Raw genomic sequence first — 12,897 nt, 5'->3', positions numbered from 1 at the left:
CTATGATGAAAAAATATCTTTTGCTTGCCTTCTCCCTTGTTTTTGGGGTATCTCAGGCTCAAATTATCAGAAAATATTCCAATGAATTTTTAAATATTGGAGCTGGAGCCAGAGGACTTGCCATGGGGGGAGCTGTAATATCCAATCAGGATGATGTATATTCACCCATGTGGAATCCGGCAGGGCTTATGTCGATTCAGAGAGACTGGCAAGGAGCGGCCATGCACGCAGAATATTTTGAATCCATTGCCAAATATGATTATCTGGCGTATGCAAAAGTTTTAGAAACGGGTGTTTTTGGGGTTTCAGTGGTGAGACTTGGGGTTGACAATATTTTGAATACAACTCAGATGATCGATCCTGAAGGGAATATTGACTATGACAAGATCACGAAATTCTCTCAGTCTGATTATGCTGCAGTACTTTCTTACGCCTTCAATCCCGGAGGAAACCAAAGATTGGATGTTGGGGTAAACGCAAAGTTGGTGTACAGAAATGTGGGGAAATTTGCCAACGGATATGGTTTTGGATTTGACATTGGTGCCATTTATAAAATGGACAATGGCTGGAAATTGGGAGGTATGCTTAGAGACGCAACTACCACTGTCAATTTTTGGACTGTCAATCAGAAAGAATTGTCTACGGTCGTAAACGGTGAAGAATTCAACCCGGCTCCTAAAGATAAGATGGAACTTACGATGCCAAAACTAAATATTGGGGCAAGTAAAATCTTTAATGTCAACAGCAGTGTATACATTTTACCTGAGGCAGGTCTGAATGTTGATTTCGCCAAAACAGCCGCCCTTGTCTCTACAGATTTTGCCAGTATAACGCCTTATGCAGGAGCAGAATTAGGTTATCAAAAAATGATTTTTGTAAGATTAGGGGTCAACCGCTTCCAGAATATTACAGATATCGAAGATTTGAAAAGAAAAGTTTCGTTCCAGCCAAGTGCGGGTATCGGAATCAGATATAGAGGTTTAACGCTGGATTATGCGCTTACCAATTCAGGAATTGGAGGATCTAATTTCTATTCTAATTTCTTTTCTTTGAAATTGGATATGGGAGAGTTTAGAAATGATTAATTTTAAAATATTGAAATTATATAGTATGAAAAAGATTTCAGTTGTAGTATTTTCTTTTTGTCTGACAGTTGCTTTCGGACAAAAAGTTTCTGATTATAAATATATTGCCGTGCCGGAAAAACTTGAAAGTTTCAAGAGGGATTACGGAGTTAAAGATTTTTTTATCAAGTCTTTAAAAGGTAAAAAATACGAAGTGATTTCTGCCGGTAAAGGTCAATGGCCTGCGGAAATCAATGGAAACACCTGTAATGTTATCTTTGCCGACGTAAAAGATGATAGCAGCTGGCTGGTGAATAAAGTAATATTAGAGTTTAAAGACTGTAATGATAAAGTAATTCTTGAATCGAAAGCAAGAACCGATATCAAGGAATTCGAAGAAGGTTTCCAGGATGCAGTTAAAAAAGCAATGGTAAACGTGAGTCCGTCAAATCCCACAGTTAATCTGGCTGCTGTAGAAAATACTCAGCGTGCAGAACCTGTAAAAGAGATTGCTACGCAAAATCAAACTAAGGAACCTGCAACGACAACCTTCACAACAAGTTCAGCGACTAAATTTACGAATGGTAAAGTTAATCTTCAGAAAATTCAGTTGGCAGATGATCAGTTTATATTAGCTGATCCTAACAGCTCTGTTCCTTATGCTACTTTTAAAGCTACAGCTAAAAAAGACGTTTTCAGAGTGAAATTAGCAAATGGAGAATCTACTCTTGGATATATTGAAAATGGAAATATTGTTATTGAAATCCCTCAGGCTAGCGGAGATTTTTCCAGAGAGGTTTTCAGTGGAAAATAAATAAATCCGATTGGTAAAATATAAAAATCGTCTTCATCTGAGGACGATTTTTCTTTTTTATGGAATTTAAGAATTAAAAAACTCCCAAATCACTTTCGCCTTACTTTTCCCCAAGATCTCTTCCAAAGTCACCAAATCTGCCTCCTTAATTCTTTTTACCGACTTTAATTTAGATAAAAGTAGCTCAATCGTCTTTTCACCAACCCCCGGAATTTCGTCTAATTCCGATTTTATGGTTGAGTTTTTTCGTCTTGTTCTGTGATGTTTTACTCCAAAACGGTGGGCTTCGTCTCTTACTCTTTGCAGGATTTTTAAGGTCTCAGATTTTTTATCGAGATATAAAGGAATAGGATCTTCAGGGAAAAAAATCTCTTCCAGACGTTTGGCAATCCCTACGATGGTTATTTTTCCGTAAAGTCCTAATAGTTTTAAACTTTTTATGGCAGATGAAAGCTGCCCTTTCCCTCCGTCAATCAAAATTAATTGTGGTAGGTCATCCCCTTCATCCAATAATCTCTTATAACGGCGAAAAATCACCTCTTCCATCGTGGCGAAGTCATTCGGCCCCTCTACAGTCTTGGGATGAAAAATTCTGTAATCGGCTTTGCTAGGTCGTCCGTCTTTAAAGACAACACAAGCCGAAACAGGATTAGTCCCCTGAATATTAGAGTTATCAAAACCTTCGATATGTCTGGGTTCCACAGGCATTCTCAGCAGCTTTTGCATCTCTGCCATAATTCTGTTGGTATGTCTTTCGGGATCCAGAATCTGAACCTGCTTTAATTTTTCTAAACGATATTCTTTTGCATTTTTTTCTGATAATTCAACGATTCGTTTTTTATCACCCACTTTCGGAACAATCAGTTTTACGTTCGGAATCTCCAGAGATAAATGGAAAGGTAATAAAACTTCTCTGGAATCTGAAGCGAATTTCTGACGAATTTCAATCAATGCTTCTTCCATAATATCTTCATCGCTTTCCTCAAGAATTTTTTTGATCTCTGTCGTAAAACTCTGGATGATATTTCCGTTTCTGATTTTAAAGAAATTTACATAAGCGGCGGTTTCATCACTCGTCATTCCGAATACATCCACATCATCAATATTCGGGTTAACTACCGTATTTTTTGTCTGGTAATCTTCCAGAATATCAAGTCTTTCCTTAATGATCTGAGCTTCTTCAAACTTCAGACTGCCCGCATATTTCATCATCTGCCCAGTAAGATATTCCTTTGCTTTTCGGAAATCCCCTTTGATAATCCCACGGATCGCATCAATTTTCTCATCATAATCTTCCTTGCTTTCAAGCCCTTCACAAGGCCCTTCACAGTTTTTAATATGATATTCAAGACAAACTTTATACTTTCCGTCTTCAATTTTTGCGGGCGCAAGGTTCAGGTTACAGGTTCTGAGTTTATAAATATGTTTGATCGTGTCAAGCAGAATCTTTGCCGGACGTACTTTAGCGTAAGGCCCGAAATATTCCGAACCATCTTTAATTTTATTTCTCGTTAAAAATATTCGTGGAAACTCTTCATTTTTAATGCAGATCCAAGGATAGGTTTTATCATCCTTCAACATGACATTATAAAATGGCTGATGCTCCTTAATCAGATTATTTTCCAGTAAAAGCGCGTCATATTCGCTGTTAACAATAGTTGTTTCCAATCGCTGGATTTTGCCTACCATTATTTTGATACGATATCCCGGAAGGTTTTTATTGAAGTAGGAAAGAACCCTCTTTTTTAGATTTTTGGCCTTCCCCACATACAGCAGATTTTCGTTTTTATCATAATAACGATAAACGCCTGGTTCGGATGGTAAAGTTTTCAGCTGTAGTTCTAACGAAGAATTCATATAACAAAATTAAGCAATTTAGAGCCACAAAAAAAGCTGCAGAATTACCACAGCTTTATAATGTATGTTAAAATTAAATTTTATACGTTGCTCATTTCGGTATACTTATACACCAGGAAACTGAAATAATCCCACTCTACAGAGTTTTTAGGATATTTTGTCATGAATTCCGCATTATCTCCGAAAAGGAAATCATAATTATCTTCGAAATCATCTTTGTGCAGCCATAGTACTTTGTCACCTTTTTTTACGTAATAAGATTTGATAACACCGCCTCCCAGACTTGGAGAACCCATCACAGAAAAGCCGGCAGTTTCTTTCGCTCTCGGATCGTGATAAACGGAGATAATACCATCAAATTCAGGGTTGATTACCTGCATTAAAAATTCTTTATCATCTTTTTTATTTTTCAAAGAAACTGTTTGGTTTACAAAATGGATACGGCCATTGGTTGTGGTATTTTTCAATTTTTTTGTCTGATAATTTCTGATGTTGCCCATGTATTTTGTCACTTTCATGAATTTTTCAGCTTCGTTTGGAAATAAATACATTTCGCTGATGTTATCTGCCTCCAAAACAGATGGTTTTTTCGTAACACTGTCTTTGATGGCTACTTCGAAAATCTGACCTTTTTTAGTGTCAATTTTGCTGCAAAAACCTTTCACGGTTGTTCCGTCTTTTAAAATAACGGTGGATGTTTTTTTAGGAGATGGAGTGTTGAATCCTTCATTAAAAAGATACATTTCCATTTTTTTGATGTCTTCTTTAGAATATTTTACCTTTTGGGCAAAAGTACTCATGCTTACAAGACCTAATGCAAGGAGTAAAGCTTTGAATTTCATAAGTTATTAAAATTGTTTTAAGCGCGTAAAAATAATAAATTAAACCAGTTGTGAAACAAAATATTTTTAGTCCCAATTTAGTTTTTCCAGTTATGGGTAAATGTGTAATTTTAAGACAAATTTTTAGAGAATGATATACGGTATAGATGTTTTCACTTTCCACGATGTGCTGGAAATCTGTAAAACTCCAAATAAAGCTAAACTCAATAAAGCGGCGAAAGAGCAGATCTTAAAATCTCAACAAAATGTTCAGAAAATTGTAGAGTCAGACCGATGTGTTTATGGGATCAATACAGGTTTCGGACCTCTTTGTGACACTAAAATTTCTGCTGATGAAACGGCACAATTACAATATAACTTAATTATTTCTCACGCTGTTGGTGTAGGAAAACCGATTGATAAAGAATTTTCAAAGATCATGATGATTGCTAAAGTTCATGCTTTGTCAAAAGGATTTTCAGGAGTTTCTTTAGAGGTCATCGAGAGATTGATCCTGATGCTGGAGAAAGATATTATTCCTGTGGTTCCGGAGCAGGGTTCTGTAGGTGCTTCTGGAGATTTGGCTCCGCTGGCTCACTTGGTTTTGCCATTATTGGGACTAGGAAAAGTTTGGGTTGGAAACGAAATTTTCAATACAGCGGAAGTATTAGAAAAAAACGATCTTGAACCACTGACTTTAGGTCCGAAGGAAGGTCTGGGATTGATTAACGGGACTCAGTTTATCCTTTCACATGCCATTAAAGGGTTAGAAAAATTCGAATATCTATTGGATTTGGCGGATATGACGGCTGCGATGAGCATTGAGGCATACAGAGGTTCTGAAAGTCCGTTCAAAAAAGAACTTCACGACATCAGACCATTTGAAGGAAGCAAAAAAGTGGCAGCCAGAATGCTGAAATTTCTGAAAGGTTCTGAAAATATGAAGGCTCACGAATATTGTGACAGAGTTCAGGATCCTTATTCTATGAGATGTGTTCCACAGGTTCACGGTGCGAGCAGAAATGCCTTTGAACATTTAAAAATGATGGCAGAAACGGAATTGAATTCTGTAACGGATAACCCAATCGTTTTAAGTGCTGAAGAATCGATCTCAGGAGGAAATTTCCACGGTCAGCTGATGGCGATGCCTTTGGATTATGCAACATTGGCGGTGGCGGAATTAGGAAATATTTCCGACAGAAGAAGTTATTTATTGCTGGAAGGCAAATATGGTTTACCAAGATTATTAACGGAAAGCTCAGGATTAAATTCAGGATTTATGATTCCTCAATATACTTCAGCGGCATTGGTTACAGAGAATAAAACACTGTGTTTCCCGGCTTCGGCGGATTCTATTCCTACAAGTTTAGGTCAGGAAGATCATGTGTCGATGGGAAGTATTTCCGGTAGAAAATTCAATCAGGTTCTTGGAAATCTAGTCAATATTTTATCTGTTGAATTAATGTTTGCTGCACAAGGATTAGAATTCAGAAGACCTGCAAAATGTTCAAAAATCATTGAAGAAAACTTCACTATTCTTCGTTCAAAAGTAGCTAAACTTGAAGATGACCGACTCATTGGGGATGATATGCTGGCAATTGCTGAATTAATTAATGAAAGAAGGTTTATTGTCAATTAATTTTAAACTTAAATAATACAAAGACTTCCGGAAATGGGAGTCTTTTTTTGTTTTTAAAACTCACTCTATAATTTTATTTTACAAATTACTCAGATGTTTAGGTTTTATTCTTTAATTCGCTTTTAAATAAATAATTTTATACCGTAAAAATAATCCGATGACAATCATAAGAACAGACTCTTCCAACGCAGATTTTCAATATTTAGTACAATTCCTGGATCAGGATTTAGCCGTTCGTGATGGGGATGAACACTCTTTTTATCATCAGTTTAATGCTATTAATCAGCTGAAAAACTGTGTTCTTTTGTATATTGATGAAAAGCCGGTTGCTTGTGGAGCATTCAAAAAGTTTGAAGATGATACAGTTGAGATCAAAAGAATGTTTGTTTTACCTGACTTCAGAGGAAATGGTTACGCCTCAAAAATATTGGCAGAACTGGAGATTTGGGCAAAAGAGGACGGTTTTAATTTTGGTGTGTTAGAAACCGGATTGAAACAACCTGAAGCCATTGCTTTATATCAAAACAATGGCTACAAGCTTATTCCCAATTACGGACAATATATTGGCATCGAAAATAGTGTCTGCTATAAGAAGGCACTCTAGTACCTTACACTGATTAAGCATTTCAGGCTCAACAAAATTAAAGAAAACTTAAAATTTCATTTTTATTTAATTCATTATAAAGTGATATCTTGGTTTAACCAATCAAAATATTATCTATATGAAGAGAAATGTATTTTACCTTATGATGTTGTTCTTGGTTTTCACTGCTTGTAACAGGGAAGACGTTCAGAATAGTCCCGCTACTTTTGAAGTGGCGCAGAAAGATCCGTTAAGCTCAAAACAGATCAATGAAAAGATTAATGAAACTATTAAAACCAAAGGAAAATTTTCCTGGAAAGAATCTTCTGATCATTTTCTATGGAGTGCCATCTTTCAGGGAAATAAAATTGCGTCCATCGGTTTCGGCTCATCTTTTGACAGAGGTTCTGATCCCAATAGTACTGCTACTGAAAACCAAATTTTAGATTTAATTAAAAAATACGAAGGAAAAACAGACCGTATTTTATTATCTTCAGATCAATTTTTAAATCAGATTGATGTGGCGGTCGAAAAGCAGGAAACAATCATTGCTCTTCGAAAGATGAAAAATATCCGTTATGTGGAGCCTGCGGATTACCGTTATTTTGAAAATGAGAATAAGTTCAACGGTACAGCAGCAAAATCCAGCGGAAGTTCTTCTGGCTGCGGATTTGAATCAACTGCTTTGAGCACGACAGACTACACAACGGTAACTCCCAATGCAAAAGCACCGTGGTCTTTCACAAAACACAATATCATCAATGCATGGAGTTACAGCACAGGAGCCGGAGTAACCATAGGACTGATCGACAGCGGAGTTTCTCCTGAACAGGCTTTATTGGGAAACAGTTTCAACAACGGACTTTCTTCCGGAAGAACGATCAGTAAAAACGGGGTCTATGTAGATTCTGTCTGGCCTTGGAGTACCGGTTATGATGGTTCTGCAGATAAATGCGGACACGGAACGAGTATGGCTTCAGCAATGGCAGCTCCCAGAAATAACCAGGGACAGCCGGTTGGAGTGGCATATAACGCTAATCTCGTAACTTACAGAGCGGCATCTAATGTGGTTTTGGATGGTTATCATGAACAAAACGGAGTAAAAATAGCCTTTACGGAATTAGGAAATAACAGCAATGTCAAGATTATTTCCATGTCGATGGGACATATTTTCTCAGTAGGGAAAATTGAAGACGGAGTAAAATATGCGTATTCAAAAGGAAAACTAATTTTCTGTGCGGGCGGAACTTCCACAAGTTTTACGACATTTGTCGGCGTTATTTTCCCTGCATGGATGCCCGAAACACAAGCTATTACTGGAGTCAAAGAAAATACTTCCAATCAGAAATGTGATGTTTGCCACTCGGGTGCTGAAATTGCTTTTACCTATCAAATGGAAAGGGCTTCAGAAAATCATATTCCGGTACTGAGCTATTACAACGCGCAAACAGATTACGTGGGCGGTTCGTCTGTAGCAACGGCCTCTACAGCAGGAATTGCAGCATTGGTTTGGTCTAAAAATCCTTCCTGGACGAGAGATCAGGTCTTGAATAAAATGAGACAGTCTGCAACGTACTATCCGACGAAAAATGGAGATTACGGATATGGGAATATCAATGTTTTACAGGCTGTTCAATAAGTCTTAACTAAAATTTTTAACCGCAAAAGTCCTAAATAAAGTTTTGCTATTGCTAACATTTGCATAGCTTAAACAGATAGCTAAAAAAAAACGTTTGTCTCTTTTGCGGTTAAATTTAGATCAATAAATTCTACTAATCTCCCAACTGATAATCCAGAGGCAGCATATTTTCAATTTTATTTTTAGAAAAATCTCCTTCAGTGATCAATAAATCCGGAGTGGTAATATTTCCGTCTTTTGAAACCTCAAAAGTTTCACCTTCAGGATGCAAAAAAGAGGATATGATAACAGGTTCCTTCGTTTTTATAAATTGCTTCCCTTTTAATTCGTAATAATATTTCTTATAGTTCACCTGAAGCATATCTTTAAAGCTAAACCATACTTTTCCGTCCTCTCTTTTCACATAGTCGGCGTCTGGGATGAGGGTTTTAGTAATCGCTAAGGCGTAAGGTTTATTGGCGTTTTTTCTTTGGGATATATTTAAGATATCATCGGGAACTGAGGCAACTCTCGAAATTCTCGCCATTTCTTTAAAGTTCTTCAAGGCTTCCAGTTCTTCTGAATTCGGATATTTCGGATTCGGAACTTTCACCACATGATTGACTATAAACTGATCTTCAGAAATCGTATTCTGATAAATACTTCTGAAAAAATGAAGCATATTTCCGTCGTAGGCATTCATTCGGTTAAGTTTTATTTTATCTGAATTTTTGGTTTCCCTGAAAAAGCTTGTACCAACATAATTCACCATTTTTTCATTGAAATCTGCGGCGAAATTGATAAGGTTATATTCAATCTGATAGCCCAGAATTTTATTTTCAATAATTAATGTTTTCGGAGCTTTTACCTTAAGCGTCTGATTCTTTTTATCGAAAGCAAATTTTAAAGTCCGCTGATTTTTAATTCTTACATTTTCACGATCATGACCAATAAAATTATCAAGGAAATAATTGATGAAATTCTTGTACGCTTCTTCTGTATAAGGAATAATTCTGACTTCCTCAATATCATTGCTTTTGAGTAAAATTACTTTTAACGTTTTATTGAGAACCGCTGAAACCGGCGTAGAATAGGTTTCATATCCTTCTTTCTGAAAAACAATATTCCCTGAATTGTTGGACGATATATGTAAGCTAAAACTCCCGTCTTCTTTAGAGCTGGTTCCGGTTTTTGTGCCGTCAATATAAATAGCGACGTTCACAATTTTCTGCTCAGCGTCATTCACTACAGTTCCTTTAATGACCTGTGCAATTGTCATATAAAAAGGCAATAAGACTAAAAAAAGTAAAAGTGTTTTTTTCATGGTAAACAATATTACTACTTTTTTAGTGATAAACAAATTTTTAATTACTCCCCGTAATTTTACTTAGCTATAAAATTGAGTATAAGTACGCTAGCATTATTTTTCTTTCTTTGGTAGCTTTGTCATGTGATCATATCAGTAAATTTTTAAACATGATAAAAAGTGGTGGCAATCGATCTCAGTTTTTATCTTAATAAAAGTATTAAAAAAATAATGACCATGGAGTCCGAAAACCATTAAAAACGGGGCGAAATCCGAAAAGCCAAAAGAGTAGGAATTTTAACTAATACAAAATAGTAATCATGGCAACACAAGAATTATTAGCAGGAGGGTGGACAAAATATCACGCTCTTACACCGGAAGATCAAAACGTATTTAACGAAGCAATACATGGATTCGTGGGCGTAAATTATAAGCCACAGGAAGTGTCTACGCAATTGGTGAACGGAAAAAATTACCGTTACAAATGTTTAGCCTCTTTGCCCGGAGCTTCTCAGGTTGTTTGGGAAGCTGTTGTGGAAATTTATGCTCCGATTGAGGGGAAGCCACACATTGTGTCTATCCACAAAATTTAGTAAAATCCATATTCGTATAAGAATCGGAGGAAATTTTTTCTTCCGATTTTTTATTTATCCAATTCTCACGCTCGTCATACTCAGCGAACCGCCAATTAATTCATCATTAAATAAAGCCAGATCCTCAGATTTATTTTTTAAACCTAAAGTGTAAATTAATGGTAAATAATGATCCGGAGTAGGAACCGCGTATCGTAAAGAAGTTCCCTGTTTTTGATAATCGATAATAGGCTGAAAATCTCCGTCCAGAAGCCAGTTGTTGGTTTTCTCACGAGCTTCAATAGCCCAATCCCAGCCAGCTCCGACTGTATTGATATTTCTCCAGTCAATTAATCTTAAATTATGAACAATATTTCCGCTGCCGATCATTAAAATACCTTTTTCGCGGAGTTTATTTAATCTTTTCGCTAAATCAAAATGATATTGCGGAGGTTTTGTATAATCAATACTCATCTGAATGACAGGAATATCAGCATTCGGATACATGTGTTTAATAACAGACCATGCACCGTGATCTAACCCCCAATTATGATCTTCTTCCACCAAAACAGGCGCTAACAGCTCCGCCGTTTCATGTGCCAACTCAGGATTTCCGGGAGCCGGATACTGAACATCAAACAAAGCCTGCGGAAAGCCACCGAAATCATGAATCGTTCTTGGCATATCCATCGCAGTCACTTTCGTTCCTTGGGTGTACCAATGCGCGGAAATACATAAAATAGCATTCGGCTTCGGAATTTCGGTTGCTGATTTCCTGAAACCCTTCACAAACTGATTTTCTTCAATCGCGTTCATAGGTGAACCGTGTCCCAAAAAAAGAACAGGCATTCTCTGTGTATTTCCGAAATTTTCGCTGAGGTTTTGTAGATCGTTGAGGTTCATTTTTTATAGATGATTACATTAAAAAAGGTTCAAGGTTATTAGAAATCCCCGAACCTTTTTATGTTTAATTTTTTTTTGATTTAAAATAGAATTGGCATCCTATTCTAATTTAAGTCGTCCCTTCGGAACTCCTAAAAAATTAGTTTAATTAAGCTTGTTTTACAAACTGTAATTCTCCAGCGATTTTTACTTCCTCGCTTACCATTACACCTCCCGCTTCAAGAGCTGCATTCCAGTTTAATCCGAAATCTTTTCTGTTGATTTTCCCTTCGAAAGAGAAACCTGCTTTCGTATTCCCCCATGGATCTACGTTGATCCCGTTGAAATCTACATCAAGAGTTACAGGCTGTGTAATCCCGTTAATTGTTAAATTTCCTGTTACTTCGTTGTTCAATGCAGAAGATTCGAAAGTAATGGTTGGGTTTGCTTCAGCATTGAAGAATTCGGCAGATTTTAAGTGGTTATCTCTGTCCGTATTGTGTGTAGAGATAGAATCTGTCTGAATAGTAGCTGTAGTCTTTGCATTGGCAAAAGTATCATCTTCAGCATCAATTTCTGCAGTGAAGTTGGTAAAGTTTCCTTTAATATTAGAGATCATCATGTGTTTTACTTTAAAAGTAAGTTCACTGTGAGCAGGGTCTAGGTTCCATTTTGTAGCCATTGTATTAATATTTTTTGTTGTTAATTATAGTACAAATGTACACCAGATTGCGGACGAAATCATTGATTTAGGATAAGAAATCACAAATTTCTATCAAATTAAAAAAGGTTCTGGCTTCTGGCTTCTGGCTTCTAGCAAAAATACAAGTATCAATGGGAGACATGACAATTTTTTATTGCCACGAATGCACGAATGATATTTTCATTTCCCATAGATCATAGAGTTGGTTTGCTTCTTTAGGCTTTCGGAGATTGTCTTTGATTTTACGGTCATAAAAGGACCGGTGAAACCTAAAATATAATCTCATTTATTAAGATTGCTAATTATTTGCGATTAGAATTTACCTTACCTATTCGCAGATTTCTTATAGTAACAGGTCGCTCCTACGGAGCTTTTTCGCCGGGTCAACATCTGGGGCTATTAACAGATCGCCCCTCCGGGGCTTTCCCGCTTCTGGCTTCTGGCTTCTGGCAAAAATACAAGTATCAATGGCAGACATGACAATTTTTTATTGCCACGAATGCACGAATGATATTTTCATTTCCCATAGATCATAGAGTTGGTTTGCTTCTTTAGGCTTTCGGAAATTATCTTTGATTTTACGGTCATAAAAAGGATCGGCGGAAGCAAAAATGTAATCCTATCTATTAAGATTGCTAATTATTTGCGATTGGAATTTACCTTACCTATTCGCAGATTTCTTTATAGTAACAGGTCGCTCCTACGGAACTTTTTCGCCGGGTCAACATCTGGGGCTATTAACAGATCTCCCCTCCGGGGCTCTCCCGCTTCTAGCTTCTAGCTTCTAGCGTCTGACATCTGGCATCTGGCATCTGGCAAAGGTAACTTTGTTTGAGTTTCGAGCAAAAAAAAAGTCTCATACTAATTAAAGTATGAGACTTTTTAATAAAAACTGGCGGCGACCTACTCTCCCGCGTTAGCAGTACCATCGGCGCTGGTGGGCTTAACTTCTGTGTTCGGAATGGGAACAGGTGAGCCCCACCGCTAAAACCACCCTAAATATGGTTTAATATAACAATGTAGTTAATGTAACAGTGT

The 12,897-nt window shown here is 36.8% G+C and carries 11 protein-coding genes and 1 rRNA gene; 6 read left to right on the top strand and 6 right to left on the bottom strand.

All coding sequences use genetic code 11. The features are described 5' to 3' along the window. Positions 1 to 2: 2 nt before the first annotated feature. Positions 3 to 1,085, top strand: a complete 1,083-nt coding sequence (locus tag VUJ46_RS18495) for a PorV/PorQ family protein (protein ID WP_326982172.1) — start codon at positions 3 to 5, stop codon at positions 1,083 to 1,085. A gap of 25 nt (positions 1,086 to 1,110) precedes the next feature. After that, positions 1,111 to 1,878 carry a hypothetical protein gene (locus VUJ46_RS18490; RefSeq protein WP_326982171.1) on the top strand — a complete coding sequence of 256 codons (768 nt, stop codon included), beginning with the start codon at positions 1,111 to 1,113 and terminating at the stop codon, positions 1,876 to 1,878. Positions 1,879 to 1,944: 66 nt separating this feature from the next. Here VUJ46_RS18490 and uvrC read toward each other — a convergent pair whose 3' ends face one another. Both uvrC and VUJ46_RS18480 read right to left on the bottom strand, forming a co-directional pair. Further along, positions 1,945 to 3,735 carry an excinuclease ABC subunit UvrC gene (gene uvrC / locus VUJ46_RS18485; protein WP_326982170.1) on the bottom strand — a complete coding sequence of 597 codons (1,791 nt, stop codon included), beginning with the start codon at positions 3,733 to 3,735 and terminating at the stop codon, positions 1,945 to 1,947. A gap of 80 nt (positions 3,736 to 3,815) precedes the next feature. Beyond that, positions 3,816 to 4,577 (bottom strand): hypothetical protein, encoded by a 762-nt coding sequence (locus VUJ46_RS18480; RefSeq protein ID WP_326982169.1) that lies wholly within the window; start codon positions 4,575 to 4,577, stop codon positions 3,816 to 3,818. A gap of 130 nt (positions 4,578 to 4,707) precedes the next feature. Between VUJ46_RS18480 and hutH the strand changes: the two genes are divergently transcribed. From hutH to VUJ46_RS18465, 3 genes are all read left to right on the top strand, one after another. Further along, complete coding sequence (hutH, locus tag VUJ46_RS18475) at positions 4,708 to 6,195, top strand: histidine ammonia-lyase (RefSeq protein WP_326982168.1); 1,488 nt, start codon at positions 4,708 to 4,710, stop codon at positions 6,193 to 6,195. A 157-nt stretch (positions 6,196 to 6,352) separates the two neighbouring features. Beyond that, positions 6,353 to 6,799: a GNAT family N-acetyltransferase gene (locus VUJ46_RS18470; RefSeq protein WP_326982167.1), complete on the top strand. Its 447-nt coding sequence runs from the start codon at positions 6,353 to 6,355 to the stop codon at positions 6,797 to 6,799. Positions 6,800 to 6,917: 118 nt separating this feature from the next. Beyond that, complete coding sequence (locus tag VUJ46_RS18465) at positions 6,918 to 8,417, top strand: S8 family peptidase (RefSeq protein ID WP_326982166.1); 1,500 nt, start codon at positions 6,918 to 6,920, stop codon at positions 8,415 to 8,417. Between the two features lie 133 nt (positions 8,418 to 8,550). Here VUJ46_RS18465 and VUJ46_RS18460 read toward each other — a convergent pair whose 3' ends face one another. After that, the gene (locus VUJ46_RS18460; protein ID WP_326982165.1) at positions 8,551 to 9,720 is read right to left on the bottom strand and encodes a carboxypeptidase-like regulatory domain-containing protein; all 1,170 of its coding nucleotides are present in this window, start codon (positions 9,718 to 9,720) and stop codon (positions 8,551 to 8,553) included. 302 nt (positions 9,721 to 10,022) lie between these two features. Between VUJ46_RS18460 and VUJ46_RS18455 the strand changes: the two genes are divergently transcribed. Continuing rightward, positions 10,023 to 10,295, top strand: a complete 273-nt coding sequence (locus VUJ46_RS18455; RefSeq protein WP_326982164.1) for a hypothetical protein — start codon at positions 10,023 to 10,025, stop codon at positions 10,293 to 10,295. A 54-nt stretch (positions 10,296 to 10,349) separates the two neighbouring features. Here VUJ46_RS18455 and ygiD read toward each other — a convergent pair whose 3' ends face one another. The 3 genes from ygiD to rrf form a co-directional block, all read right to left on the bottom strand. After that, entirely contained in the window at positions 10,350 to 11,177 is an 828-nt protein-coding gene (gene ygiD, locus VUJ46_RS18450) for a 4,5-DOPA dioxygenase extradiol (RefSeq protein WP_326982163.1), read from the bottom strand. A 148-nt stretch (positions 11,178 to 11,325) separates the two neighbouring features. Beyond that, complete coding sequence (locus VUJ46_RS18445) at positions 11,326 to 11,838, bottom strand: YceI family protein (RefSeq protein ID WP_326982162.1); 513 nt, start codon at positions 11,836 to 11,838, stop codon at positions 11,326 to 11,328. A gap of 911 nt (positions 11,839 to 12,749) precedes the next feature. After that, positions 12,750 to 12,857, bottom strand: a 5S ribosomal RNA gene (gene rrf, locus VUJ46_RS18440). Positions 12,858 to 12,897 lie beyond the last annotated feature (40 nt).

Source organism: Chryseobacterium sp. MYb264 (assembly GCF_035974275.1).
Taxonomy (GTDB): Bacteria; Bacteroidota; Bacteroidia; order Flavobacteriales; family Weeksellaceae; genus Chryseobacterium.
The sequence above is the reverse complement of the archived record's forward strand: the minus strand, read 5'-3'. Positions and strand labels throughout refer to the sequence as shown.

Excerpts from the sequence above, each read along its gene's own strand:
- VUJ46_RS18495 (WP_326982172.1), top strand. The coding sequence starts at position 3 with ATGATGAAAAAATATCTTTTGCTTGCCTTCTCCCTTGTTTTTGGGGTA.
- VUJ46_RS18490 (WP_326982171.1), top strand. The coding sequence starts at position 1,111 with ATGAAAAAGATTTCAGTTGTAGTATTTTCTTTTTGTCTGACAGTTGCT.
- uvrC (WP_326982170.1), bottom strand. The coding sequence starts at position 3,735 with ATGAATTCTTCGTTAGAACTACAGCTGAAAACTTTACCATCCGAACCA.
- VUJ46_RS18480 (WP_326982169.1), bottom strand. The coding sequence starts at position 4,577 with ATGAAATTCAAAGCTTTACTCCTTGCATTAGGTCTTGTAAGCATGAGT.
- hutH (WP_326982168.1), top strand. The coding sequence starts at position 4,708 with ATGATATACGGTATAGATGTTTTCACTTTCCACGATGTGCTGGAAATC.
- VUJ46_RS18470 (WP_326982167.1), top strand. The coding sequence starts at position 6,353 with ATGACAATCATAAGAACAGACTCTTCCAACGCAGATTTTCAATATTTA.
- VUJ46_RS18465 (WP_326982166.1), top strand. The coding sequence starts at position 6,918 with ATGAAGAGAAATGTATTTTACCTTATGATGTTGTTCTTGGTTTTCACT.
- VUJ46_RS18460 (WP_326982165.1), bottom strand. The coding sequence starts at position 9,720 with ATGAAAAAAACACTTTTACTTTTTTTAGTCTTATTGCCTTTTTATATG.
- VUJ46_RS18455 (WP_326982164.1), top strand. The coding sequence starts at position 10,023 with ATGGCAACACAAGAATTATTAGCAGGAGGGTGGACAAAATATCACGCT.
- ygiD (WP_326982163.1), bottom strand. The coding sequence starts at position 11,177 with ATGAACCTCAACGATCTACAAAACCTCAGCGAAAATTTCGGAAATACA.
- VUJ46_RS18445 (WP_326982162.1), bottom strand. The coding sequence starts at position 11,838 with ATGGCTACAAAATGGAACCTAGACCCTGCTCACAGTGAACTTACTTTT.